This is a genomic window from Mycobacterium sp. 852002-53434_SCH5985345 (assembly GCF_001667155.1).
In the GTDB taxonomy this organism is placed as follows: domain Bacteria; phylum Actinomycetota; class Actinomycetes; order Mycobacteriales; family Mycobacteriaceae; genus Mycobacterium.
Genome location: NZ_LZIE01000024.1, coordinates 75681 through 98807, shown reverse-complemented (window position 1 = coordinate 98807; position 23127 = coordinate 75681). Strand labels below are relative to the sequence as shown.

Annotated in this window: 22 protein-coding genes; 15 read left to right on the top strand and 7 right to left on the bottom strand. The window is 67.6% G+C overall.

Features of this window, described 5'->3' with window-relative positions; all coding sequences use genetic code 11:
* On the bottom strand, positions 1–1389 hold the full coding sequence (locus A5756_RS03795) for a NarK family nitrate/nitrite MFS transporter (RefSeq protein ID WP_156659213.1): 1389 nt from the start codon (positions 1387–1389) through the stop codon (positions 1–3).
* Between the two features lie 156 nt (positions 1390–1545).
* On the opposite strand from A5756_RS03795, the gene A5756_RS03790 reads away from it, so the two are divergent.
* From A5756_RS03790 to A5756_RS03755, 8 genes are all read left to right on the top strand, one after another.
* Positions 1546–2130 carry a TetR family transcriptional regulator gene (locus tag A5756_RS03790; protein ID WP_066947346.1) on the top strand — a complete coding sequence of 195 codons (585 nt, stop codon included), beginning with the start codon at positions 1546–1548 and terminating at the stop codon, positions 2128–2130.
* Between the two features lie 55 nt (positions 2131–2185).
* Positions 2186–3184 (top strand): ABC transporter substrate-binding protein, encoded by a 999-nt coding sequence (locus A5756_RS03785; protein ID WP_066947343.1) that lies wholly within the window; start codon positions 2186–2188, stop codon positions 3182–3184.
* A gap of 112 nt (positions 3185–3296) precedes the next feature.
* Entirely contained in the window at positions 3297–3971 is a 675-nt protein-coding gene (locus tag A5756_RS03780; RefSeq protein ID WP_066947339.1) for an allophanate hydrolase subunit 1, read from the top strand.
* Between the two features lie 15 nt (positions 3972–3986).
* A complete protein-coding gene (locus A5756_RS03775) occupies positions 3987–4904 on the top strand; it encodes a 5-oxoprolinase/urea amidolyase family protein (RefSeq protein WP_066947336.1) in 918 nt (305 codons plus the stop codon).
* A 398-nt stretch (positions 4905–5302) separates the two neighbouring features.
* Positions 5303–6700 carry an MFS transporter gene (locus tag A5756_RS03770; RefSeq protein WP_066947333.1) on the top strand — a complete coding sequence of 466 codons (1398 nt, stop codon included), beginning with the start codon at positions 5303–5305 and terminating at the stop codon, positions 6698–6700.
* A gap of 77 nt (positions 6701–6777) precedes the next feature.
* On the top strand, positions 6778–7929 hold the full coding sequence (locus A5756_RS03765) for a uroporphyrinogen-III synthase (RefSeq protein ID WP_066947330.1): 1152 nt from the start codon (positions 6778–6780) through the stop codon (positions 7927–7929).
* Positions 7920–8693 carry a sirohydrochlorin chelatase gene (locus A5756_RS03760; protein ID WP_066947327.1) on the top strand — a complete coding sequence of 258 codons (774 nt, stop codon included), beginning with the start codon at positions 7920–7922 and terminating at the stop codon, positions 8691–8693. Before A5756_RS03765 ends, A5756_RS03760 begins: the two co-directional genes overlap by 10 nt.
* Positions 8694–8765: 72 nt before the next feature.
* Positions 8766–9218: a hypothetical protein gene (locus A5756_RS03755; protein ID WP_066947324.1), complete on the top strand. Its 453-nt coding sequence runs from the start codon at positions 8766–8768 to the stop codon at positions 9216–9218.
* Here A5756_RS03755 and nirD read toward each other — a convergent pair.
* Positions 9215–9571 carry a nitrite reductase small subunit NirD gene (gene nirD, locus A5756_RS03750; protein WP_066947318.1) on the bottom strand — a complete coding sequence of 119 codons (357 nt, stop codon included), beginning with the start codon at positions 9569–9571 and terminating at the stop codon, positions 9215–9217. The genes A5756_RS03755 and nirD overlap by 4 nt on opposite strands.
* Complete coding sequence (gene nirB / locus A5756_RS03745) at positions 9568–12147, bottom strand: nitrite reductase large subunit NirB (RefSeq protein WP_082948299.1); 2580 nt, start codon at positions 12145–12147, stop codon at positions 9568–9570. The genes nirD and nirB overlap by 4 nt, the downstream gene beginning before the upstream one ends.
* Before the next feature lie 227 nt (positions 12148–12374).
* Between nirB and A5756_RS03740 the strand changes: the two genes are divergently transcribed.
* Positions 12375–12815, top strand: coding sequence for an Hsp20/alpha crystallin family protein (locus A5756_RS03740; RefSeq protein WP_066947312.1), 441 nt, complete (start codon positions 12375–12377; stop codon positions 12813–12815).
* Positions 12816–12889: 74 nt separating this feature from the next.
* Here the strand turns inward: A5756_RS03740 and A5756_RS03735 are convergent, their stop codons facing one another.
* On the bottom strand, positions 12890–13648 hold the full coding sequence (locus A5756_RS03735; protein WP_066947310.1) for an isocitrate lyase/phosphoenolpyruvate mutase family protein: 759 nt from the start codon (positions 13646–13648) through the stop codon (positions 12890–12892).
* Positions 13649–13762: 114 nt separating this feature from the next.
* Here A5756_RS03735 and A5756_RS03730 point away from each other — a divergent pair, with 114 nt between their 5' ends.
* The 5 genes from A5756_RS03730 to A5756_RS26175 all read left to right on the top strand — a co-directional run bounded on the left by A5756_RS03730 (position 13763) and on the right by A5756_RS26175 (position 17896).
* Positions 13763–14059, top strand: a complete 297-nt coding sequence (locus tag A5756_RS03730; protein WP_066947672.1) for a hypothetical protein — start codon at positions 13763–13765, stop codon at positions 14057–14059.
* A gap of 78 nt (positions 14060–14137) precedes the next feature.
* Positions 14138–14965: a hypothetical protein gene (locus A5756_RS03725; protein WP_066947308.1), complete on the top strand. Its 828-nt coding sequence runs from the start codon at positions 14138–14140 to the stop codon at positions 14963–14965.
* A gap of 40 nt (positions 14966–15005) precedes the next feature.
* Positions 15006–16922: a fumarate reductase/succinate dehydrogenase flavoprotein subunit gene (locus A5756_RS03720; RefSeq protein WP_066947301.1), complete on the top strand. Its 1917-nt coding sequence runs from the start codon at positions 15006–15008 to the stop codon at positions 16920–16922.
* Positions 16922–17668 (top strand): succinate dehydrogenase/fumarate reductase iron-sulfur subunit, encoded by a 747-nt coding sequence (locus A5756_RS03715; protein ID WP_066947299.1) that lies wholly within the window; start codon positions 16922–16924, stop codon positions 17666–17668. Before A5756_RS03720 ends, A5756_RS03715 begins: the two co-directional genes overlap by 1 nt.
* A gap of 72 nt (positions 17669–17740) precedes the next feature.
* The gene (locus tag A5756_RS26175; protein ID WP_197505450.1) at positions 17741–17896 is read left to right on the top strand and encodes a hypothetical protein; all 156 of its coding nucleotides are present in this window, start codon (positions 17741–17743) and stop codon (positions 17894–17896) included.
* Positions 17897–17902: 6 nt separating this feature from the next.
* Here A5756_RS26175 and A5756_RS03710 read toward each other — a convergent pair whose 3' ends face one another.
* Together A5756_RS03710 and A5756_RS03705 are read right to left on the bottom strand one after the other, a co-directional pair.
* Positions 17903–18391 carry a flavin reductase family protein gene (locus A5756_RS03710; protein ID WP_066947297.1) on the bottom strand — a complete coding sequence of 163 codons (489 nt, stop codon included), beginning with the start codon at positions 18389–18391 and terminating at the stop codon, positions 17903–17905.
* A 6-nt stretch (positions 18392–18397) separates the two neighbouring features.
* Positions 18398–19423, bottom strand: a complete 1026-nt coding sequence (locus A5756_RS03705; protein WP_066947294.1) for an isopenicillin N synthase family oxygenase — start codon at positions 19421–19423, stop codon at positions 18398–18400.
* Positions 19424–19625: 202 nt separating this feature from the next.
* On the opposite strand from A5756_RS03705, the gene A5756_RS03700 reads away from it, so the two are divergent.
* The gene (locus tag A5756_RS03700) at positions 19626–21461 is read left to right on the top strand and encodes an acyl-CoA dehydrogenase (protein WP_066947290.1); all 1836 of its coding nucleotides are present in this window, start codon (positions 19626–19628) and stop codon (positions 21459–21461) included.
* Between the two features lie 282 nt (positions 21462–21743).
* On the opposite strand, the gene A5756_RS03695 is transcribed toward A5756_RS03700, so the two are convergent.
* A complete protein-coding gene (locus A5756_RS03695; RefSeq protein ID WP_066947286.1) occupies positions 21744–23084 on the bottom strand; it encodes an acetyl-CoA C-acetyltransferase in 1341 nt (446 codons plus the stop codon).
* Positions 23085–23127 lie beyond the last annotated feature (43 nt).

The window sequence follows — 23127 nt, the reverse complement described above, 5'->3', positions numbered from 1 at the left end:
CTACACCCCGGCCCCCGCCTGCGTGTGGTAGGCGTTGCCCTTGCGCAGGTAGCAGTACCAGGTGACCACCAGTAAGGCCAGGAAGAAGCCCACGTAGAACCGCAGTGCGGGCTCGATGCTGCCGAATTGCGATTTCGACCAGGCGTACGCCAGCGGCACGACGAACCCGCCGAAGGCGCCGATCGACGAGATCACGCCCAGCGCGCCAGCGGCCTGGCGACGCATGTGCGCCATGGTGTCGGGATCGCCGCCGGCGAGCTGCCCCTTGATCACGAAGATCCTCGAGATCATCCGATAGGTCGAGCCGTTGCCGATGCCGGTCGCGACGAACAAGAACATGAAGCTGGCGAAGAACAGCGGCAGATTCTTGGCGTTGACCGACCACAGCGCCGCCGCGGCGCCCGCGGCGAGCATGACGAAGCTGACCGCGGTGATCCGCGCGCCGCCGATCCGGTCGGCCAGCTTGCCGCCTAGGGGCCGGATGACCGAGCCGATCGCCGCGCCGAGGAACGCCCAGGTCAACGCGATGTCGCCGCGGCCGAACACCGTCTTGAGCAGGGTCGGAAAGGCCGCCGAGTAGCCGATGAATGATCCGAATGTGCCGATGTAGAGCAGCGACATGACCCAGGTGTCGGGATGCCGCAGCGACTGCCAGACCGGCCGCACGTCGGCCTTCGCCTCGGACAGGTTGTTCATGAAGACGAATGCGCACACCGCGGCCACCACGGCCAGCGGCACGTAGAACAGACCGGCGCGCGCCAGCGCCACCCCGCCGCCGGCGACGACGATAGGCGGGATGATCTTCTGCACCACCGCGACGCCGACGTTGCCGCCGGCCGCGTTGAGGCCCAGCGCCCAGCCCTTGTCCTTCTCCGGGTAGAAGAACGAGATGTTGGCCATCGACGAGGCGAAGTTGCCGCCACCGAAGCCGGCGGTCGCGGCGATCGCCACCAGGACGGTGAACGAGAGGCCGGGATGGCTGACCGCCCAGGCCAGCAGCACGCACGGGATCAGCAACAATGCCGCCGAGATGGTCGTCCAGTTGCGGCCGCCGAACAGGGGGACCGCGAAGGTGTAGGGCAGGCGTAGGAAGGCGCCGACGCCGCTCGGGACGGCGACCAGGCACAGCGCCTGGCTGGCGGTCAGCGCCCAGCCGGACGCGGACGGATGCCCGTGGGGGCCGGCGGTCATCTGGACCACCACGATGCTCCACAACATCCAGACGCTGAAGCCGACGTGCTCGGCGAAGATCGAGAAGATCAGGTTGCGGCGGGCGATCGGTTTGCCGGTGGTCTCCCAGAATGCGGGGTCTTCGGGCCGCCAGTCGTCGATCCAGTGCCCGCCCCGGTGCGGCGGGCGCTCAGGCGCGGGCGCAAGGACCGGAGCGATCGGCTCTTCAGAAGTCGTCGTAGTCACGCCCCGACGTTAGGAAAGGACTGTTACCGGGCCGCGTGGCCACAGTTACGCCGGAGATACGTGGATCTCGCAGTGGCCTTCGAGCCTCTGTCAGAACTTTTCGCACCCAGAATGCGGGAGAATCGCCACATGCCGGCGACTGACCAGCCCCTGGGGCTGCGGGAACGTAAGAAGATCAAGACCCGCCATGCCCTGCGCCGCGAGGCGTTCCGGCTGTTCGACGCCAACGGCTACGGCGCCACCACCGTCGAACAGATCGCCGACGCCGCCGATGTGTCACCCAGCACCTTCTTCCGCTATTTCCCGTCCAAGGAGTCGCTGCTGCTGGCCGACGACCTCGATCCGCTGATAATGGCCGCGTTCGACGCCCAGCCGCCCGAGCTGTCGCCGAGCCAAGCCATCCGCCGCGCCTACGCCACGACGATGGCCGGCCTGTCACCCGAGCAGTTGGAGTTCGAGAACACCCGGCAGCGGCTGATCTTCTCGATACCCGAGCTCAAGGCCGCCCTCTACGACGAGTACTACCGCACCGTGAACGTCATGGCGGAGGCCATCGGTCGCCGGATCGGCCGTGGCGCAACCGATTTCGAAGTCCGCGTGTACGTCGGCGCGATGGTCGGGGCCATGATGGCGGCGTTCGACAGCGCGCCGCAAACGGCCGACACCGTCTATCGGGCGCTGGACTTCCTGGACGCCGGCATGCCGCTGGACTGAGCGCGCAACCGCGCGGCGATGCCCTGGCGGGCAGGGAACGCGATAATCTCACGCGATGCGCCAGGGTTGGAATCGACGGGGATTCTTGCAGCTCGCGGGGGCTGCGACGGTCGCCGCGGTCGCCGGTGCTCCGGCGGCATGCTCGTCGGGCAAACCGTCGTCGGGTGCCCCCGGCGGCAAATCGGTGACCATCAACCACCTGTTCGGTCAGACCGTCATCAAGGAGCCGCCCAAGCGCGTGGTCAGTGCCGGCTACACCGAGCAGGACGACCTGCTCGCGGTCGGCGTGGTGCCGATCGCGGTGACCTACTGGTTCGGTGATCAGCCGTTCGCGGTGTGGCCGTGGGCCCAGCCCAGGCTCGGCGGGGCACAGCCGGTGGTGCTGAACCTCGACAACGGGATCCCGGTCGACCAGATCGCGGGCCTCAAACCGGATTTGATCGTGGCCACCAACGCGGGCGTGGACGCCGACACCTATCAGAAGCTTTCCGCGATCGCCCCGACCGTGCCGCAGTCGGACGGCGACGCCTTCTTCGAACCGTGGAAGGAGCAGGCCACCGCCATCGGACAGGCGGTGTTCCAGGCCGACCAGATGAAATCGCTGGTCGACGCCGTCGACCAGAAATTCACCGCCGTCGGCAAGGAACACCCGGCCTGGACGGGCAAGAAGGCGTTGCTGATGCAGGGCACGCTCTGGCAGGGGACCATCGTCGCGACCATGGCCGGCTGGCGCACCGACTTCCTGAACCAGATGGGGTTGGTGATCGCCGACAGCATCAAGCCTTTCGGCACCGATCACCGCGCCGTCATCCCCCGCGATCACATCAGGGCGGTGCTCGATTCCGCCGATGTAATCATCTGGACAACCGAGAACCCCGACGACCAAAAGGCATTGCTCGCCGACCCCGACGTAGCGGCCTCCCAGGCCACCGCGCAGAACCGGCACATCTTCACCACCAAGGAGCAGGCCGGCGCGATCGCCTTTTCCTCGCCACTGAGCTACCCCTTGGTCGCCGATCAGCTCCCCCCGCAAATCGGCAAAATCCTCGGTTAGATCCCGGCCGCGCCAGCGGCGTTTGAGCGTTTGCTAAGGCAGCTCTGGCAGTGTTCGAAAATCCGTGGCTCGCCCCTCGCCCGCTCGGCGATGGGGAGGTTACCGTCGAGTAATGAGCGTGACGGACCTTATTGACAACGTGTCCAAGGACCTGCCGACGGAACTGGTCGGCAACACGGTTCTGGACTTCGGCGACAACGCGCTTCTGCTGCAATGCGGCAGCACCGCCGAGGTATTGGCGTGGGCGGCGCATCTGCGCGCCGCGGCGCTGCCCGGTGTGGTCGACATCGTGCCGGCCGCCCGCACGGTTCTGGTGAAGCTGGACGGCCCCCGCAGCCAAGGGGTGATCCGTCAGCGACTGCGCAAGATGCGGGTCGCCGCCGAGGAGCTCGCCGCGCCCGAACGCCGTGCCGACGTGGTCATCGACGTCGTATACGACGGCCCGGACCTGGCGGAGGTCGCCGGCCATACCGGGCTGAGCATCGCGCAGGTGATCGACGCGCACACCGGTTCGCTGTGGCGGGTCGGATTCAGCGGGTTCGCCCCGGGTTTCGCGTACCTGGTCGACGGCGACGCGCGCCTTCGGGTGCCGCGCCGCACCGAGCCACGCACCTCGGTGCCCGCCGGCTCGGTCGGCCTGGCCGGTGAGTTCAGCGCGATATACCCGCGCCAGTCGCCCGGTGGCTGGCAGCTGATCGGCCGCACCGACGCGGTCCTGTGGGACCTCGAACGGCCCGAGCCGGCGCTGCTGACACAGGGCATGTGGGTTCAGTTCCGGGCCGTCTGAGGTAAGGAGATCGCCGTGAGCACCCTGGAGATCCTTCGCACCGGACCGCTCGCCGTCGTCCAGGACCTGGGCCGGCCGGGACTCGCCCACCTCGGCGTGAGCCGGTCGGGGGCCGCCGACCGCCGCGCACACCAGTTGGCCAACCGCCTGGTGGCCAACCCCGATGACCGCGCCACGGTCGAAGTGACGCTCGGCGGTTTCGCCGCCAGGGTCCGGGGCGGCGACATCGACATCGCCGTGACAGGGGCAGACGCCAACCCGACCGTCAACGGGATTAAGTTCGGCACCAACAGCATCCAGCACGTCCGCGACGGCCAAACGATCGCCCTGGGCACGCCGAGCGCCGGGCTGCGCACGTACCTGGCGGTGCGGGGCGGCATCGCCGTGGAGCCCGTGCTCGGCTCGCGCAGCTACGACGTGATGTCGGCCATCGGCCCGTCGCCGCTGCGAGCGGGAGATCAGCTCCCGGTCGGTGAGCACACCCTGGACTACCCCGAACTCGATCAGGCGCCGGTGGCGGCGATCACCGGCAACATGGTCGAGCTGGCGGTGGTGCCCGGGCCGCGCGACGATTGGTTCGTCGACCCCGATGCCCTGGTGCACAACGATTGGGTGGCATCCGATCGCAGCGATCGGGTGGGAATGCGATTGGTCGGCCGCCCCCTGCAGCACTGCTACCCGGACCGCCAGCTGCCCAGCGAGGGGACCACCCGCGGCGCGATTCAGGTGCCGCCCAACGGTTTACCGGTGATCCTCGGGCCCGACCACCCGGTCACCGGCGGCTACCCGGTGGTGGGCGTGGTGGTCGACGAGGACATCGACAAAATCGCCCAGGTGCGCCCCGGACAGTCGGTGCGCCTGCACTGGTCGCGCCCGAGGGTGCTGGCGGGCGTCCAATCGCAGTCCGGCGTCGCGGTCTTGCCGTTTTCCTAGCCGGAATGTATTCCAGCTCACATAAAGTCGCCCGGCCGAGCCGAATCACTTGAAATGGGTGGCCATTTCGGTATTCGCCACCTACAGGGTTTTACCAGATAACTGGTAATCAACTTACAGGCGATTCGGGCCGTATTGAGTTGACCCGACTCCGTCTCGAATGTGAGCATCGAAATGCACGGCGGGGCATCCCTCTTCATTCGGGGTGCCCACTTCTCTTCCCGTTGTGCGGCTGAATGGGTCCTGACGAGAGGGAGTCTTATGCACGCCTCCGTGCGGAGTGGCGTACTCCCGCCATCCCAAGGCGCACAATCGGATTCACCGACAGCCGACCGGAAATGAGCACCGCCCCGTGCCGTTCCCCGAAAACATCGCAGTCGACGAAAGGTGACAATCGGATGGCCCGCAATCACCACATCGCGGACTGGAATCCAGAAGACACGGCGGCCTGGGAGGCCGGCAACAAGAAGATCGCGCGCCGCAATCTGTTATGCACCATCGCAGGCGACCACGTCGCCTTCTCGATCTGGACGCTGTGGCCCGTCATGGCACTGTTCATGCCTTCGCACATCTACGGCTTCTCCGCCGGCGACAAGCTGCTGCTGGGCGCCGTCGCCACCCTGGTCGGCGGGCTGGCCCGCATTCCCTACACCCTGGGCATCGCGACGTTCGGTGGTCGCAACTGGACCGCCTTCTCGGCCTTCGTGCTGCTGATCCCGACGGCCGGCACCATCGTGTTGCTCGCCAACCCCGGACTGCCGCTGTGGCCGTTCGTGGTATGCGCCGCGCTGACCGGGCTGGGTGGCGGCAACTACGCGGCTTCGCTGGCCAACGTGAACGCCTTTTACCCGCAGCGGCTCAAAGGCTCGGCGCTGGCCGTCAATGCCGGTGTCGGCAACCTCGGGGTGGCGGTGATCCAGCTGGTCGGGCTGTTGGTGCTCGCCACGGCCGGGCACGAGGCACCGTATTGGGTGTGCGCGGTGTACCTGGTGATGCTGGCGATCGTGGGCATTGGGGCCGTGCTGTTCATGGACAACGTCGGCCACGGCACGCAGCTGAACACGATGCGGTCGATCCTGGTCGAGCGCGACACCTACGTGATCTCCCTCCTCTACATCTGCACGTTCGGCTCCTGGATCGGCTTCTCCTTCGCCTTCGGTCAGGTGATGCAGGTCAACTTCCTGGCCAACGGCGAAAGCGCCAAGCACGCGGCGCTGCACGCCGCGCAGGTGGCCTTCATCGGACCGCTGCTGGGCTCGCTGGCGCGCATCTACGGTGGCCGGCTGGCCGACCGCAGGGGTGGCAGCCGGGTGACGCTCGGCGTGCTCGTCGGGATGACCCTGGGCGCCGGATTGCTGGTTTTCATAAGCACTTTCGATGATCGCAATTCCGGGGCGCACTCGACCAGCATGATCGGCTACGTCGTCGGCTTCATGGTGTTGTTCATTCTGTCCGGGATGGGCAACGGTTCGGTGTTCAAGCTCATCCCCTCGGTATATGAGGCGCGTAGCCGCGCCCTGGAGACGGGCGAGGACGAGCGGCGCCACTGGGCGCGCGCCAAGTCCGGATCGCTGATCGGCGTCTGCTCCGCGGTGGGCGCCCTCGGCGGCGTGGGCATCAACCTCGCGCTGCGCCAGTCCTACCTGGCTACCGGCACGGAGACGTCGGCATACCTGGCGTTCCTCGCCTCCTACGTCGTGGCAGCGATCATCACGTGGATGGTGTACGTGCGGCGGCCGGTGCTGCCCGCCGAGGCGGCGAACGGTGAGACGGCAGGCGCGCTGGCCCGCGTGTGAGGGTGGCCTCACTGTGGGCAATGCGTAAGCAATTGCCAGGTAACGCAACCGAAATCTGACAGGCATACACAGGTGATATGGCCCGGCCCGACTCCCCGCCGCTGACGGGTTACCGCATCGCGGTGACCTCCGCCCGGCGCTCCGAGGAGCTGTGCGCGCTGCTCAGCCGACAAGGCGCCGAGGTGTGCAGCGCACCCGCGATCAACATGATCGCGCTGCCCGACGATGACGAACTGCACCGTAACACCGAGGCGTTGATCGCCGAGCCACCCGACATCCTGGTCGCGCACACCGGCATCGGGTTCCGCGGCTGGCTGGCCGCGGCCGAGGGATGGGGGCTGGTCAGCCCGCTCATCACCGCCCTATCGTCGGCGCGGATCGTCTCGCGCGGACCCAAGGCGACCGGCGCGCTGCGCGCCGCCGGTCTGCACGAGGAGTGGTCGCCGGACTCCGAGTCCTCGCAGGAGGTGCTGGAATACCTGCTCAACTCGGGTGTGGCCGGACTGCGGGTGGCGGTCCAGCTGCATGGCGCCGCCGACGCGTGGGATCCCTTCCCGGAATTCCTCGGCGGGTTGCGCATGGGGGGCGCCGAGGTGGTGCCCGTCCGGGTGTACCGGTGGAAGCCAACGCCGTTGGGCGGCACGTTCGATCAGCTGGTGACCGGGATCGCGGGACGGCAGTTCGATGCGGTCACCTTTACGTCGGCGCCCGCGGCCGCGGCGGTGCTGGAGCGCAGCCGCGAGCTGGACGTCGAAGACCAGGTGCTGGGCGCCCTGCGCAGCGACGTGCACGCGATGTGCGTCGGCCCGGTGACCTCCAAGCCGTTGATCCGCAAAGGCGTGCCGACGTCTTCCCCGGAACGAATGCGGTTGGGCGCCTTGGCCCGTCACGTCGCCGAGGAGCTACCGCTGCTGGGTTCGTGCGCGGTGACCGCCGCCGGCCACACGGTCGATATCCGCGGCACTTGCGTGCTGGTGGACGGCTCGATCAAGGTGCTGTCGCCGTCCGGCATGGGGATACTGCGCGCGCTGGCGAAACGCCCCGGCGACGTCGTCGCCCGCGGGGACCTGCTACGCGCACTGCCCGGCAACAGCAATGACCCGCACGCCGTCGACACGGCCGTGCTGCGGCTGCGAACAGCTTTGGGCGACAAGAACATCATCGCGACGGTGGTCAAGCGTGGGTACCGGCTCGCGACCGAGCAGCGGGCGAGTTCCCCATGGCGCTGATCATGGTCGCGCACGGCACTCGCCGGCCGGAGGGTGTGGCGATGGTCGAAGAGCTTGCCGCGCAAGCCAGTTCGTTGACGGGCCGGCCGGTGGAGGTCGCGTTCGTCGACGTGCTGGGCCCCACCCCCAGCGAGGTGCTGTCGCGGGTGAGGGCCACCGGCAGGCCGGCCATCGTGCTGCCGGCGTTCTTGTCGCGCGGCTATCACGTCCGCGCCGACCTGCCGGCCCACGTCGAGCTGAGCGGCCACCCGAACGCGATCGTCACGCCGGCGCTGGGCCCGAGTGGCCAGGTCGCCCGGATCGTCGGCGATCAGTTGGTGAAATGCGGTTGGCGCCCTGGCGATTCCGTGATTCTCGCGACGGCGGGAACATCGGATGCCAGGGCCCGCGCCGACCTGCACACCACCGCGACGCTGGTGTCGGCGCTGACCGGGTCGCGCGTCAGCCTGGGCTTCGCGGCCACCGGGGATCCGCAATTGCCGGAAGCGGTCGACGAGGCCAGGCGCCTTGCACCCAACGCGCGGGTCGTCGTCGCCTCCTACCTGCTGGCCGACGGCCTGTTCCAGGAACGGCTGCACGCCTGCGGCGCCGACCTGGTCAGTCGGCCGCTGGGCACCCATCCCGGCCTGGCCCGCTTGATCGCCAATCGATTCCGCCGGGCCATGCCGCCGGTCCTCGCCCCCACCACCCGGCACGCTTCGCGGCGACCGACCGCGCAGCGGCTGGTCCACGACCGGATCATGCGGCCGAGTTCGGTGGCTTGACAGCCCTGGCCGGTTAGGCGCGCCGACCGCTCGACGCTTGCTCTTTGCTCCGATACGGGCGATCCTGACAGCATGCCCCGTCACGAAGAACCGTCGCGCGGGCTTCTGGATCCGGTCGCCAAGATGCTGCGGTTGCCGTTCGGCACACCGGAATTCATCGACCGGATCGTCACCGGCGGGGTGAACCAGGTCGGCCGTCAGACGCTACGCATGTTGATCACCACGTGGGACGCCGCCGGCGGTGGCCCCTTCGCCGCCAGCGCGATAGCTTCCACCGGGATGGCCAAGACCGCCGAAACCGTGCAAAGCATGTTCATCGGACCGGTTTTCGGCCCGCTGCTGAAGGTCCTGGGGGCCGACAAGGCAGCCACCCGGGCCTCGCTGTGCGCCTCACAACTGGTCGGCCTGGGCATCATGCGCTACGGCATTCGCTCCGAGCCGCTGCATTCGATGTCGGTCGACGCGATCGTCGACGCCATCGGCCCGACGATGCAGCGTTACCTCGTCGGTGATATCACCCGCTAGGCGGCGATCCGACCGACCTGGACGAAGCCGTCGGCGGTGACGCGCGCCGGGTACACCGGCACCGAGAAGTTCGGATCGTCCAGGCACTCACCGTCTTCCAGCGAGAAGGCCTGCTTGAGGATTGGCGACTGAACCGTGACCCGGCCCCCGCGGTCGCCCACGATCCCGCGCGAGAGCACGGCCGCGCCGGAGAACGGGTCGACGTTACCCACCGCGTACACCGAGCCGTCGTCCAACCGGAACAACGCCGCCTGGGAACCGTCGTCGAGCAGCACGCCGACTCCCCGACCCGGGATGAGCCGGTCGTACTCGCAGGCCGTCGTCCACACCTGAATGTCGTTGAGAAGTGTCATGATTCCTCTCCAGCTCCCGTACGGATCTTCGGCATGCCAATGGACACCGGGATTTTGCGCCCGGCGTGCTCGGTGAACTCCACCGTCGAGTCGACGGCGTCCGGGGCGTTGACGAACGAGACGAACCGCGACATCTTGTCCGGGTCGTCGAGCACGCCCTTCCATTCACACTTGTAGTTCTGCACGTGCCGCTCCATTGCGGCCTCGAATTCGTCGGCCAGGCCCAGCGAGTCCTCGCAGACGACCTCGCGCACGTGATCGAGGCCGCCCTCGAGCGAATCCACCCAGGGGGCGGTGCGCTGCAGCCGGTCGGCGGTCCGGATGTAGTACATGACGAACCGGTCGACGTAACGGACCAGCGTCTCGGTGTCCAGGTCGCTGGCCAACAGCTGGGCGTGCTTGGGCGTCATGCCGCCGTTGCCGCCGACGTAGAGGTTCCAGCCCTTTTCGGTGGCGATGACCCCGACGTCCTTGGAGCGCGCTTCGGCGCACTCCCGCGCGCAACCCGAAACACCCATCTTGATCTTGTGTGGCGCCCGCAGGCCCCGGTAGCGCAGCTCCAGGTCGATCGCCAGCTGCACCGAATCCTGCTGGCCGTAACGGCACCAGTCGGTGCCGACGCAGCTCTTCACGGTGCGCAGTGCCTTGCCGTAGGCGTGGCCGGATTCCATGCCGCCGTCGACCAGCCGTCGCCAGATCTCCGGCAGCTGGTCCACCCGGGCGCCGAACATGTCGATCCGCTGGCCGCCGGTGATCTTGGTGTAGAGGCCGAAGTCCTGCGCGATCTGCCCGATCAGGATCAGGTGCTCGGGCTTGATGTCGCCGCCCGGCACCCGCGGCACCACCGAGTAGCTGCCGTTCTTCTGGATGTTGGCCAGGAAGTGGTCGTTGGAATCCTGCAGCGAGGCTTGTTCGCCTTCGAGGATGTGGTCCGAGCCGGTGGAGGCCAGGATGGACGCAACCACGGGTTTGCAGATGTCGCAACCCTTTCCGCGGCCGAAGCGCTCCAGCAGGCCCGAGAAGGTCCGGATCTCGGTGGCCGAGATGATCTCGAAGAGCTCCGCCCGCGACTGGCTAAAGTGCTCGCACAGCGCCTTGGACTGTTCGACGCCCTCGGCTTCCAGCAGCTGCTTGAGCAGGGGCACGCACGAGCCGCACGACGTGCCGGCCGCGGTGCACGACTTGAGCGAGGGCACGTCGGCGCAGCCGTCGGCGATGGCGCACTTCAAATCGCCCTTGGTGACGTTGTTGCACGAGCAGATCTGCGCGGAATCCGGCAGCGCGCCGACTCCCAACGCCGGAGCCTCGCCGGAAGCCGGGGCGATCAGCGCGAGCGGATCACCGGGCAGCTCGCTGCCGACCATGGGCCGCAGCACCCCGTACGACGAGGCATCGCCCACCAGGACTCCGCCGAGCAGGGTCTTCGCGTCGTCGGACAGCACCAGCTTGGCGTAGGTCTTCTTGACCGCGTCGTTGATGGCGACTTCGAGGCAGTTCTCGGTCACGCCCATCGCATCACCGAAGCTGGCCACGTCGACACCGAGCAGCTTGAGCTTGGTCGACAGGTCCGCTTCGCCGAACTCCGCGGCCCCGTTCAGCAGGCGGTCGGCCACCACCTCTGCGGAGGTGTAGCCCGGTCCCACCAGGCCGTAGCACCGGCCACCGATCGCGGCGACCTCGCCGACCGCGTAGATGTCCGGATCGCTCGTGCGGCATGCCAAGTCGGTGAGCACGCCGCCGCGTTCGGCGAGCTCCAGACCCGCGGCCCTGGCCAGCTCGTCGCGCGGCCGGATGCCGGCCGCGAAAATGACCAGCCCGGCGTCGATGACCTCGCCATCGGTCAGGCGCACCCGCACCGACGACACACCGTCGCCATGATCGATCGCTTCGATCGACTCGGTACCCGTGCCCACGTGCACCGCGATGCCCAGGTCGCCGACCATCTTGGCCAGCAGGGCGCCGCCACCCTCGTCGATCTGCTGGGCCATCAGGCGCGGCATCATCTCGACGACGTGCGTCTGTAACCCAAACTGGCGCAGCGCGTTAGCGGCTTCCAGACCCAACAGGCCGCCGCCGATCACCACGCCCGCCGGGGTGCGACCGGCTTCCACCGTGCACTGGGCGTCTGCCCGGATGGCGTCGAGGTCATCGAGCGTGCGATACACGTGGCACGCCGCCAGGTCGTGGCCGGGCACCGGCGGAACGAATGCGTAGGACCCGGTGGCCAGCACCAGCGTGTCGTAGCCGTGCCGTTGCCCGTCGGCCGTGAGCACCGACTTCGCTTCCCGGTCGATCTCGGTGACGCGAGCGTTCAGCACCAATCGAACCCGTTCGTCACCCGCGTAGTCGTTGCCCGGCAGCGCCAGCAGCTTGCGATCCCAGCTCTCGGTGTACGAGGTGAGGCCGACGCGGTCGTAAGCCGCGTCCGCCTCCTCGGCCAAAACCGTGATGCGCCACAGCCCCTCGGCATCACGCGCCCGGAGCGCCTCGACGAGCCGGTGCCCCACCATGCCGTGCCCGACTACGACGATGTGACCGCCCGCACACTGAGCGCGCGAAATCCCGTCTGCAGCCATGGCTTTGAGGTTAGCGGCCGGAAATTACCGCGATTTCGCCCAATGTGACGGTCCTATGACGAGGATCTCACAACTCACAGGGAGCCCTGTGAATATTCGTTCGCCCAGGGCGAACGCCTAGGTGGAACTTAAGCGTGGTCGACTCATGTTTCTCCTTGTAGCCGGCCGGAGAGGCGCCGGACACAGCAAACCCACAACAAAGCTCAAGGAAGTACAAGGAGATCCCCATGAGTAACCTCGCACTGTGGTCGCGACCGGCCTGGGACACCGACCGGTGGTTGCGTGACTTCTTCGGCCCCGCCGCCGCGTCAGACTGGTACAAGCCGGTGACCAGCGGTTTCAACCCCGCCGCCGAGATCGCCAAGGACGGCGAGGACGCGATCGTACGCATCGAGCTCCCCGGCGTTGACGTCGAGAAGGACGTCAACGTAGAGGTCGACCGCGGCCGACTCGTGATCCACGGCGAACGCCGCGACGAGCACGCCGAAGAGAAAGAGGGGCGCACCCTGCGCGAGGTCCGCTATGGATCCTTCCGCCGGTCGTTCCAGCTGCCGGCCCACGTCACCGGCGACGCCATCACGGCCTCGTACGACGCCGGCGTGCTGACCGTGCGGGTCACCGGCGCCTATGCAGGCAGCCAGGCGCGGCGCATCGAGATCACCAAGTAAGAGGTGAACCACGATCCGGCGGGGTCATTCGATCCCGCCGGATCCCTCTGTCGTGCAACTGTTTTCGTCCCGGATCAGCGCCAGCGCGCCAGCAGTTCCCTGGCCCGGGTCGCCAGCGCGGCCTGAAAGAAGGGGCCGAAGCTGATGCGTGCGACACCCAGCGGCCCGAAGGACGCCGGGTCGTCCTGATCGGGCAGCGCGATCGCGTTGACCGGCAACGGCAGCTCTGCGGCCAAGCGGCGCAACGTCTCCGGGTCGTGCCGACCCACCGGGTAGAGCACATCGGCGCCCGCGTCCGCGGCTTCGGTCAGTCGCGCCACCGCCCGCTCGACGCGGTCCGCATCGTCCCCGTCCTTGCGCAGGAAGAGATCGGTGCGGGCGTTGATCACGACGTGCACCCCGGCCGCATCGGCGGCCGCCCGCAGCGCGCCCACCAACTCGGCGTGCTCACCGGCGGACCTCAGCCGCTTGCCCTCGGAGTGCACGGTGTCTTCGATGTTCAGCCCGACGGCCCCGACGCTCAGCAGGCCCTCGATCAGGCGCTCGGCCCCCAACCCGTAACCGGATTCGACGTCCACCGAGACCGGGACGTCGACCGCGGCCGTGATCTGGGCGATCCGGGCCAGCACATCGTCGAACGACATGCCCTCCCCGTCGGGTTTGCCGACCGAATCCGCCAGCGGATGACTGCCCACGGTGAGCGCGGCGAACCCGGCGTCGGTGGCGTGGCTGGCCGACCAGGCGTCCCACACGGTGGGCAGCACCACCGGGTCACCCGGTCGGTGCAGGTCGAGCAGCGCGGCGGCACGGTCGGCGGCGGTCTGACCTGGCATGGGCGTCTTTGCTCCGGGTTGGGGAAGGAAGTGAGTCGCCTGACGTCAGGCTGTGCCGTCGATAGTATCGGGGGCGTACTGTGATCCGTGACACCGCCCGCGCAAGGAGATCCGTTGAGCACCACTACTGAACTCGCCGAACTGCACGACCTCATCGGCGGCCTGCGGCGGTGCGTGGGCTCCCTGAAGAGTCGCTACGGTGACAGCCCCGCGATGCGGCGCATCGTCATCGACGCCGACCGGATCCTGTCCGACGTCGAACTGCTTGACACCGACGTGTCCGAGTTGGACCTGGCGCGCGCCACCGTGCAGCAGTCAAGCGAGAAGATCGTCATTCCCGACACCCAGTACGACAGCGAATTCTGGCGCGATGTCGACGACGAGGGTGTCGGGGGTCACAGCAGGTCCTGACAACCCAAGCCCCCCGGAAATGAGGGGGTGCTCTCTGTGTACCCTTCGACCAACAGCCCGTTCGAAGAGGAACACTAGATGAGCGCACCCACGGCGAACCGTCCTGCGTCAGGTGTCTTTTCACCCACGCGCGCCCGCATCCCGCAACGGACCCTACGTACCGACCGGTGGTGGATGTCGCCGCTGCGGATCGACTTGGGCTTCGCCGCGTTCGTCATCTACGCGACCCTGCGGGCCTTCCAACGCGATTACTTCTTCGTCCCGAAGTATCACTACCTGACGCCGTTCTACTCCCCGTGCGTGAGCAAGGCCTGCGGGGCGGCCGGCGACTTCTGGCCGCAGATCCTGCCGGACGTCTGGTGGCTGCCGTACGCGGCGCTGACGCTGCCGTTCCTGCTGCTGTTCCGGTTGACCTGTTATTACTACCGCGGCGCTTACTACCGCACGGTGTGGCAGTCGCCCAGCGCCTGCGCGGTGGCCGAGCCCCGCGTCCACTACACCGGCGAGACCAGGTTCCCGCTCATCATCCAGAACAGCCACCGGTACTTCTTCTACATTGCCGGCATCATCTCGGTGATCAACACCTACGACGCGATCATCGCGTTCCACTCCGACTCCGGCCCGGGCGGCTTCGGTTTCGGGCTGGGCAACCTGATCATGGTCGGCAACGTCGTCATGTTGTGGATCTACACGCTGTCCTGCCACTCCTGCCGGCACGTGACCGGCGGGCGGCTCAAGCACTTCTCCAAGCACCCTGTGCGGTACTGGATCTGGACCCAGGTCAGCAACATCAACACCCGCCACAAGATGTACGCCTGGATCACCCTGGGCACCCTGATGCTCACCGACTTCTACATCGCGCTGGTGGCCGGCGGCGCCATCCCTGACCTGAGATTTGTTGGCTGAGAAGCCTTTTCAAGAAGAATCTGAAATAGCGAGGGTTTTCATGGTTGAGGTCGAACGGCATGCCTACGACGTAGTCGTCATCGGCGCCGGCGGCGCGGGACTGCGAGCGGTCATCGAGGCGCGGGAACGCGGCCTCAAGGTCGCGGTGGTGTGTAAGTCCCTGTTCGGCAAGGCCCACACGGTCATGGCCGAGGGTGGCTGCGCGGCGTCGATGGGCAACACCAACCCGAAAGACAACTGGAAGACCCACTTCGGCGACACGATGCGGGGTGGGAAGTTCCTCAACAACTGGCGGATGGCCGAGCTGCATGCCAAGGAGGCGCCGGACCGCGTCTGGGAGCTGGAAACCTATGGCGCGCTGTTCGATCGCCTCAAAGACGGCAAGATCAGCCAGCGCAACTTCGGCGGGCACACCTACCCGCGACTGGCGCACGTCGGCGACCGCACCGGCCTGGAACTGATCCGCACGATGCAGCAGAAGATCGTTTCGCTGCAGCAGGAGGATTACGCCGAACTCGGCGACTACGAGGCGCGCATCAAGGTGTTCGCCGAGTGCACCATCACCGAGCTACTGAAGGACGGCGACGCGATCGCCGGGGCGTTCGGCTACTGGCGCGAGACGGGTCAGTTCGTCCTGTTCGAGGCGCCCGCGGTGGTGCTCGCCACCGGCGGCATCGGCAAGTCGTTCAAGGTCACCTCGAACTCCTGGGAGTACACCGGCGACGGGCACGCGCTGGCCCTGCGGGCGGGCGCGTCGCTGATCAACATGGAGTTCGTCCAGTTCCACCCGACCGGCATGGTGTGGCCGCCCAGCGTGAAGGGGATTCTCGTCACCGAGGGTGTCCGCGGGGACGGCGGTGTGCTGAAGGACTCCGAGGGCAAGCGGTTCATGTTCGACTACATCCCGCCGGTGTTCAAAGGCCAGTACGCCGAAACCGAACAAGAAGCCGACCAGTGGCTCAAGGACAACGACTCGGCCCGCCGCACCCCCGACCTGTTGCCCCGCGATGAGGTCGCGCGCGCGATCAACTCCGAGGTCAAGGCCGGCCGGGGCAGCCCGCACGGCGGCGTGTTCCTCGACATCGCGTCCCGGTTGACGCCCGAGGAGATCAAGCGGCGGCTACCGTCGATGTACCACCAGTTCAAGGAGCTGGCCGGCGTCGACATCACCAAGGAGCCAATGGAAGTCGGACCCACCTGTCACTACGTGATGGGCGGCGTCGAGGTGGACGCCGACACCGGAGCGGCCACGGTCCCCGGCCTGTTCGCCGCGGGCGAGTGCTCCGGCGGCATGCACGGTTCCAACCGGCTCGGCGGTAACTCGCTGTCGGACCTGCTGGTCTTCGGCCGGCGGGCCGGCCTGGGCGCGGCCGACTACGTGCGGGCGCTGAGCAGCCGCCCGACGATCTCGGCGGAGGCCGTCGAGACCGCGTCGAAGCGGGCGCTGTCCCCCTTCGAGGGACCGACCAACGGCGCCCCGGCGGAGAACCCCTACACGCTGCAGCTGGAGCTGCAGCAGTCGATGAACGACCTGGTGGGCATCATCCGCAAGGCGGACGAGGTCTCCGAGGCCCTCGCGCGGCTCGACAAGCTTCGCGAGCGATTCAAGAACATGCACGTGGAGGGCGGTCGCCAGTACAACCCGGGCTGGAACCTGGCCATCGACCTGCGCAACATGCTGCTGGTCAGCGAGTGCGTCGCCAAGGCCGCGCTGGAGCGCACCGAAAGCCGCGGCGGCCACACCCGCGACGACCACCCGGCAATGGACTCGGGGTGGCGCAAGGTACTGCTGGTCTGCGAGGCCGCCGGCGGCGACGAGGTGATCCCCGACATCAGCGTCACCCGCAAGGAGCAGGTGCCGATGCGGTCCGATCTGCTGGAGCTCTTCGAGATCTCCGAGCTGGAGAAGTACTACACCGACGACGAGCTGGCCGAGCATCCAGGACGGAGAGGCTAATGACCTACAACGCGACCTTGCGCGTGTGGCGCGGTGACGATGCCAGCGGCGCGCTGCAGGACTTCACGGTGGAGGTCAACGAGGGCGAGGTGGTGCTCGACATCATCCATCGCCTGCAGCAGACCCAGACGCCCGACCTCGCCGTGCGGTGGAACTGCAAGGCGGGCAAGTGTGGCTCCTGCTCGGCCGAGATCAACGGAGTCCCGCGGCTGCTGTGCATGACCCGGATGTCGACCTTCGCCGAGGACGAGGTGGTGACCGTGACGCCGCTGCGGACGTTCCCGGTGATCCGGGACCTGGTCACCGACGTTTCCTTCAACTACGAGAAGGCGCGCGAGATCCCCGCCTTCGCGCCGCCGAAGGATCTGCAGCCGGGCGAGTACCGGATGGCGCAGGCCGACGTGCAGCGCTCGCAGGAGTTCCGTAAGTGCATCGAGTGCTTCCTGTGCCAGAACGTGTGCCACGTGGTCCGCGACCACGAGGAGAACAAGAAGGCGTTCGCCGGCCCCCGCTTCCTGATGCGGATCGCCGAGCTCGAGATGCACCCGCTGGACACGCTGGACCGGCGCAACCAGGCCCAGGAGCAGCACGGGCTGGGCTACTGCAACATCACCAAGTGCTGCACCGAGGTCTGCCCGGAAAACATCAAGATCACCGACAACGCGCTGATCCCGATGAAAGAGCGGGTCGCCGACCGCAAGTACGACCCGGTGGTGTGGCTGGGCAACAAGTTGTTCCGGCGCTGACCCGGGCGTTAGCCCGCCCGGCGCGCCGGGTACCCGCATAGAACCCAAACTCCGAAGGGCAGCGTGGGAGATATGCGAGAAACCACCAGCATCAACGAAATCCGAACCGCCATCCGGGAGCTGTCCGCACGCGCCGATCTTGCGCGTAAGGAAGGCCGCCCCGACGACGCCGAGGAGATCGAGCAGCGGATAGCGGGCTTCCGGGCGGAACTCAGCAAGCGACCGTAGCCGCGTTCAGACGCCGAGGCGCCGAAATGCGCTGCGGTGAAACACGATCGGTGCGATGTCGGCGTCCACCGTCACTTCGTTGACCCGCAGCACCACGATCGTGTGATCCCCGGCCGGGATGAGCTGTTCGATCGCGCTTTCCAGCCAGAGACCGGTGCCCTTGATGAACACCGCGCCGCTCTCCCTGGACTCCGTCTCCAGACCGGCGAACCGGTCCCCGGTCTTGGCGGCCAGGGTGCGGGCGGCCTCGTCGTGGGCCTCACCGAGGACGCTGATGCCCAGCATCGGCAGGTCTTTGAGCTTGGGCCACGTCGTCGAGGTGTTCTGCACGCAGAACGACACAAGCGGCGGATCCAGGGAGACGGGGACGAAGGTGCTGGCGGCCAGGCCCTCCCGGGTTCCCTGGACTTCGGCGGCGATGGCGACCACCCCCGAGGGGAAGTGGCCGAAGGCCTCACGAAGTGTGGACGGTGTCAGGTTCTTGTTCGAGTTCACCGGAATTCATTCGCCCCTTGAGCCGAGAACGGGATTCTCGTTCCCGACCCTACCTGCTGAATGTCCGTGCGCTGAAGCCACATCGGGGTGTGCGCGCAACCTGCTCTTCCAGGCGTTGCGGCCGTAGACGGAGAAGATCGGATCCGACGGGTCGGTCACCCGGCCGGCGCGCGCCCGCAGTTCGGGCGGCAGCGTCAACACCGGGATCCGCGCGTCCAGCCGCGGGTTGAAGAAGTAGGGCACCGAGATCCGGTCCGTCGGCTGCTCCTCCAGGTTCACCCGGTGCTCGGTGGCGCGCAGGTAACCGCCCGTCGCCACCTCCAGCAGCTCGCCGATGTTGACGACGAAGGCGCCGTCGGCGGGCGGCACGTCGATCCATTCCTCAGTACCGGGCCGGCGCACCTGCAGACCCCGGCTCCCCGGCTCGGCCAACAGCAGCGTGAGCACGCCGGAGTCTTTGTGCGGGCCGACGCCCTGCGCCGTGGCCGCGCTGCGCGGGTAGCGCACGATCTTGATCAGCGTGGCGGGCGTCTCGGCGAAGGCCGGGTCGAAGACGTCCGGTGGGCTCCCCAGCGATGCCGCCCAGTGCCGGAGCAGGGTGCGGGCTACCGCGGACAGCGCGGCGTCCCATTCGTCGACGATCCCGGGCAGTTCGGGCAGCGCGGCCGGCCACTGGTTGGGCCCCTGCAGCCACAGGTAGTCGGGCCTGCCGGGCGCCCCGATCGGCGCGCGTTCCGGTCCGATGTCGATCTGCTCCCGCCAGTCCACCTGGCCGCGGGTCAGCTCGCCGCCCATCCGGGTGTAGCCGCGGAAATGCGGGCTGTGGACCATCGCGACCGCGTCCTTCTCGGCCTGGGGCAGCGCGAACAGCCGGCGCGCCGCCGGCAGCAACCTGCCGGCGAGCTCGCCGGGCACGCCATGGCCGGTCAGGTAGAAGAAGCCCACCTCATGCGCGGCCTCGCGCAAACCTCGCCGCAATTGGGCCGTCGACGTGCGCAGATCCACTACGGGCAGGGTGGTGATGCATCCCATAGTTTGAGATCCGTTTCGTTATCGTCGCAGGTCAGAGGCACCCTATCGGCTCCCCAACCGGTTGGTTAATTAGACGATGGAATCTTGCTCACATTGACTTGCGTTGAACTCACTCGGAGCGATATTTTAGCGGTGTTACTGGTGGGTAACTTAGAAGTAGTACCCAACCACAAGTGGCATTCTCAACGAGGAGGAAACCGTAGTGAGCCACTACAAGAGCAACGTCCGTGACCAGGTGTTCAACCTGTTCGAGGTTTTGGGCGTTGAGAAGGCTTTGGGCGCCGGCGACTACAGCGATCTGGACGTCGACACCGCGCGCGAAATGTTGTCAGAGATCAGCCGGCTGGCCGAGGGGCCCATCGCCGAGTCGTTCGTCGAGGGTGACCGCAATCCGCCGGTCTTCGACCCGAAGACCCACTCGGTGACGCTGCCGGAGTCGTTCAAGAAGTCGGTCCGCGCGGTCACCGAGGCCGGTTGGGACAAGGTCGGCATCGACGAGGTCCTCGGCGGCATGCCGATGCCTCGTGCCCTGGTGTGGGCGCTGCACGAGCACCTGCTGGGAGCAAACCCCGCCGTGTGGATGTACGGCGGCGGCGCCGGCTTCGCGAACATCCTCTACCACCTCGGCACCGAGGAGCAGAGGAAGTGGGCCGTGATCTGCGCCGAGCGCGGCTGGGGCTCCACCATGGTGCTCACCGAGCCGGACGCCGGTTCGGACGTCGGCGCCGGGCGGACCAAGGCGATCAAGCAGGACGACGGTTCCTGGCACATCGAGGGTGTGAAGCGATTCATCACCTCGGCCGACTCCGGCGACCTGTTCGAGAACATCTTCCACCTGGTGCTGGCCCGCCCCGAGGGCGCGGGTCCGGGTACCAAGGGTCTGTCGCTGTTCTTTGTGCCCAAGTTCCTGTTCGACTTCGAGACGGGCGAGCTGGGCGAGCGTAACGGCGTCTTCGTGACCAACGTCGAGCACAAGATGGGCCTGAAGGTTTCGGCCACTTGTGAGCTGTCCTTCGGCCAGCACGACGTGCCCGCCAAGGGCTGGCTGGTCGGCGAGGTGCACAACGGCATCGCGCAGATGTTCGAGGTCATCGAGCAGGCCCGCATGATGGTCGGCACCAAGGCCATCGCGACCCTGTCGACCGGCTACCTGAACGCGCTGGAGTACGCCAAGTCCCGCGTGCAGGGCGCCGACATGACGCAGATGACCGACAAGACCGCTCCGCGGGTGACGATTACACACCACCCCGACGTGCGCCGGTCGCTGATGACCCAGAAGGCCTACGCCGAGGGTCTGCGCGCGCTCTACCTCTACACCGCGACCTACCAGGACGCGGCGGTTGCCGAGGCGGTGCACGGTGTGGACGCCGAGCTGGCCGTCAAGGTCAACGACCTGATGTTGCCCGTGGTCAAGGGCGTCGGATCCGAGCAGGCCTACGCCAAGCTCACCGAGAGCCTGCAGACCTTCGGTGGGTCCGGCTTCCTGCAGGACTACCCGATCGAGCAGTACATCCGCGACGCCAAGATCGACTCCCTCTACGAGGGCACCACGGCCATCCAGGCGCAGGACTTCTTCTTCCGGAAGATCATCCGCGACAAGGGTGTGGCGCTGGCTCATGTGTCGGGCGAGATCCAGAAGTTCGTGGACAGCGAGTCCGGCAACGGGCGGCTGAAGTCCGAGCGCGAGCTGCTGGCGAAGGCCCTGGCCGACGTCCAGGCGATGGCGGCCACCCTGACCGGCTACCTGATGGCGGCGCAGGAGGACGTGACCAGCCTCTACAAGGTGGGCCTGGGATCGGTGCGCTTCCTGATGAGCGTCGGCGACCTGGTCATCGGCTGGTTGCTGCAACAGCAGGCCGCGGTGGCCGTGCAGGCGCTGGACGCCGGCGCCAGCGGCGACGAGCGGTCCTTCTACGAGGGCAAGGTCGCGGTGGCCTCGTTCTTCGCGAAGAACTTCCTGCCGCTGTTGGCCAGCACCCGCGAGGTGATCGAGACGCTGGACAACGAGATCATGGAGCTCGACGAAGCCGCCTTCTGACAGGCAAGAGCAAAAACCCCGCTTCCAGATGGGAGCGGGGTTTTTGTATTTCACGCACAAACGGCACAAAAAGGCCGCCGCTGGATCCCCTCACTCCAGCGGCGGCCCTTTTCGTACGCCCGTCCGCGCTGACCGGCGGTCGTTTCAGGGATGCCCCGTATTGCCGTCGGGGTCGGGGGGTCAGACCACAACACGGGGTCATCCGGGCACTCGGATACCCCTCCGCCGGAATTACTAACCCGCTGTGACCGATCTCATGAACCGGCCTACCCCGGGAACGGCTCAGGCCTCCAAAATCGCGGCCACGCCCTGGCCACCCGCGGCGCAGATGGAGACCAGGGCCCGCAGCGGCTTGCCCGCACCACCCTTCTGCTCCGCCCTCTTCTGGGCGAGCTGCTTGGCCGCCTGGGCGAGGATCCGCCCACCGGTGGCGGCGAAGGGGTGGCCGGCGGCCAATGAGGAGCCGTTGACGTTCAGCTTGGAGCGGTCGATCGACCCGAGCGCAGCGTCCAGGCCCAGCCGCTCCTTGCAGTAGTCCTCCGACTCCCACGCCTGCAGGTGCGCCAGCACCACCGAGGCGAAGGCCTCGTGGATCTCGTAGAAGTCGAAGTCCTGCAGGCTCAGGCCGTTCCGGGCCAGCAGCCGCGGCACCGCATAGGTGGGCGCCATCAGCAGGCCGTCGCGCCCGTTGACGTAGTCCACGGCCGCGGTCTCCGCGTCCACCAGGAAGGCCAGCGGCGCCAGCGAGTGGGCGGCCGCCCACTCCTCGCTGGCCAGCAGCGCGACCGAGGCGCCGTCGGTCAGCGGGGTCGAGTTGCCGGCCGTCATCGTCGCGTCGCCGGACTTCACGCCGAACACCGGCTTGAGCTTCGCCAGCTTCTCGGCCGACGAGTCCGGCCGCAGGTTGTCGTCGCGGTAGAGCCCGAGGAACGGGGTGACCAGGTCGTCGAAGAAGCCCCGATCGTAGGCGGCGGCCATGTTGCGGTGGCTCGCGGCGGCCAGCTCGTCCTGGTCGACCCGCTTGATGCCCATCTCCTTGGCGGTGATCGCCTGGTGTTCGCCCATGGACAGCCCGGTGCGCGGCTCGCTGTTGACCGGGATCTGGATGCCCAGGGTCGCGGGCAGCGTGCCCACCAGCCTCAGCCGCTGGACATTGGACTTGGAACGGCGCAACTTGAGCAGGGTGCGGCGCAGGTTGTCGCCCAGCGCGATCGGCGCGTCGGAGGTGGTGTCCACGCCGCCGGCGGCGGCCACGTCGTAGCGCCCGGCCGCGATGCCGTCGGCCGCGGCGATGGCCGCCTGCAGGCCGGTACCGCACGCCTGCTGCAGGTCGAACGCCGGCGTGTACGACGACAGCGCCGAGCCCAGCACGCATTCGCGGGTCAGGTTGAAGTCACGGCTGTGCTTGAGCACGGCCCCGCCGACCACCGCGCCCAGCCGTTCGCCGGCCAGCCCGAAGCGGTCCACCAGCCCGCCCAATGCGGCGGTGAGCATGTCCTGGTTGGACGCCTCGGCATAGGCGCCGTCCGACCGGGCGAACGGGATGCGGTTGCCGCCCAGCACGGCGACGCGTCGCCGTTGCAAATTGCGCTGGTTGCTTGCCTCGGAACTTGCAGGGGCCACTGTCTTCTCCGTGTATCTGCCGGCTATCGGTTTTGGGATGCCC